A 2,371-nucleotide genomic window follows, 5' to 3' on the forward strand; every position below is an offset into this window, starting at 1 on the left:
GGCGTCAAGCGTGGACATACTTGCTAATCACACTCTAACCTAAAGAATATTTAGCTGACAGTATCACCACGAGATGCTCGATCCCACCACGCGAAACGCTTCGGTATCGAAACGAGCTATCGACTCTCCAAGCAAAGTATTGCGACGACCTCGACACAGAATCCGGTCGTACGGCTGCTGTACGTCGTGGTGAGCTTGTTTTATAGAACGTCTGGCGGCATCCGTCTTTAGCTTGATATAGGTGCTAAGCACCTACCCTCAACGAGTGAAATTCTCAAACCAAGCGAAGTCGGGTAGGGTAGTTCACAACAATATATATGTAATTTATGCTTGAGCGCTGGGTATGAGCCTCATACCTAATTGTATTTGTCGCGTTTAGCGACCAGAAATGATACGACGACACAACACCGGCCCGTTAGCTACCATTCGCCGTCCAGAGTACACCGGTAAAAACCGGTGTACCCCTTGTACAGTGGTAAACCTCATTATTGCGGCCGGAGTGGCAGGTGCGACAGGGCTTGTTTCCCTCCCTCTGGGAGTTGCCGTCGCAATGGTCTCGGTTGCCGCAATCTATTTGCGTGGCTACCTAGTCCCTGGAACTCCTGAACTCACGAAGCGGTACCTACCCGAGTATGTACTCGCATTATTTGGGAAGGCTGACGCTCCAGTACCTTCTACGGGCATGACATTCGACACGGTCACGTTCCTTGAGCGTAACGGAGTTCTTGAGGATATGGGTGATGACGTAGCCCTTACGCCCGAATTTAAACGTCAGCTTGGCACTACAGCACTCGAAATCGACATCAACACAGGGATGACGGCTGCTGCAGCAGACCTGCTCGATGTCAACCCCGATCGCGTGTCGTTCGTCGGTGAGGATGGGTCGTGGCGCGTTTTGGTGGATGAGTCAATACGCGGCCGGTGGGAGTCGCGAGCAGCGTTCGTCGCCGACCTCGCTGCCTATCAAGAGCTCTCAACGTGGACCGATGAGTGGGCGTTGGTTCCAGAAGCTGCCCGCGGACAGACGCTCTCAGCGATCCGGGCGTGCCTCGATTTCTGTCCAACATGTGGGGGTACAATACAACTCGGCACTGAGCTGGTAAGCTCCTGCTGCCGCGAGTATGAAGTGGTCGCTGCGACCTGTACTGAGTGTAACGCCCGCCTCTTCGAAATGAACGCACACGCAGTCGAGACCGCCAAATAGTTTTCACAATTGAGTAACTTTTCGTTTGTATCGAACACGACCAGCTTAGGGTACCTCACTTCCTGAGGATTTCAACAGATCAGATGCTCTGTTGAATCCGCAGAAGGCGTCGGGATCGGGTTATTCTATGCCCGATTCAGAGCCGCTGCCGAGAGAATTTGGAGACGGAATCTTGGCAGAGAGCGAGAGGATCAATATCACCGGATGGAGCGATCCAATTCATCGCCGATCAAGAGCGGAATAAAGGCTCTTTCAGATATTGTATCCCCGTGCCATCATCGGATTCAACAGTGCAGAGTCCTAATACTATGGGGCTAGCAGTCGGCGCTGCGGCATGGTCAGTTATTTTTGAACAGCCGGGACCGGAGGTGTTCGCCACGCCCCGATATGCGGAGCCGTGAGGCAAACAACTGGTAAATCGTTGAGAGAGCAAAAACACATAAAAAAAGCGTTGCCGGAACTAAGGGGTCGATAGCGGCGAATCCAGGGATCAGAGCGAGCGATGCAACAGTAAAAAAGAGTCCAAGAATGCCTAACACTCGGTAGTACTCTCCCCAGGTCATGCCTAGGACTGTGGTAATATCCATATATCGCCTAACCTGCCTTGCTCCCGGACACGCCGACACAGTCTTTCGGTCAGGATCGTACTCAACGAGCCCGAGTTCGTGCATCTTCGGGAGGTGGGTCTGGTGAAGTGTGTTAGTGACACTCTTTCGAAGCGGTCGCGGCGCAGGGTGGTATCCGGCCTCAGCCGCGGCGATTGCTTCGGAGAGTTCACGTAGCGACATCGGTTCCGTTTGACCCCACAACTCGGTGAGCGCCTCGCGCCGACGAGAATTGCTCAGGACTTGATACACTTCTACCTCTGGAAGGACAGTCCGTTGAAACATCAGCGGCAACGACGTATCATCAGCCCATATGTATGGACTACTTACCGTGCGCCCTCAGAGTGGCACGCTCTCCATACCAAAGTCCTCGCAGCGGTATACAACCTCTACTCAACCGGTATGACTTACGGACTAGACTGGTATGGCCAGCCTAAACACTGGTAGGTGATTGGTGCTGAATCCCTCTTTGGCGGTAACGGAATACTTCAAAACAGGTGTTTTAGGGTCTAAGACCTTCAATCAGCGCATGACTAATACCGAATCCCGTCTGGTGTGAGGT

Annotated in this window: 2 protein-coding genes and 1 pseudogene; 2 read left to right on the forward strand and 1 reads right to left on the reverse strand. The window is 52.9% G+C overall.

What is annotated here, in order from left to right; translation table 11 throughout:
• Positions 1 to 63: 63 nt before the first annotated feature.
• A pseudogene (locus Z052_RS02775) lies at positions 64 to 221 on the forward strand (ISH3 family transposase); the annotation flags it as partial.
• Positions 222 to 550: 329 nt separating this feature from the next.
• Positions 551 to 1,204, forward strand: coding sequence for a hypothetical protein (locus Z052_RS02780; protein WP_129452633.1), 654 nt, complete (start codon positions 551 to 553; stop codon positions 1,202 to 1,204).
• A 338-nt stretch (positions 1,205 to 1,542) separates the two neighbouring features.
• On the opposite strand, the gene Z052_RS19670 is transcribed toward Z052_RS02780, so the two are convergent.
• Positions 1,543 to 1,992 carry a hypothetical protein gene (locus Z052_RS19670; protein ID WP_129452632.1) on the reverse strand — a complete coding sequence of 150 codons (450 nt, stop codon included), beginning with the start codon at positions 1,990 to 1,992 and terminating at the stop codon, positions 1,543 to 1,545.
• Between the last annotated feature and the right edge of the window lie 379 nt (positions 1,993 to 2,371).

It is taken from the genome of Halorubrum sp. C191, assembly GCF_002727095.1.
GTDB lineage: Archaea > Halobacteriota > Halobacteria > Halobacteriales > Haloferacaceae > Halorubrum > Halorubrum ezzemoulense.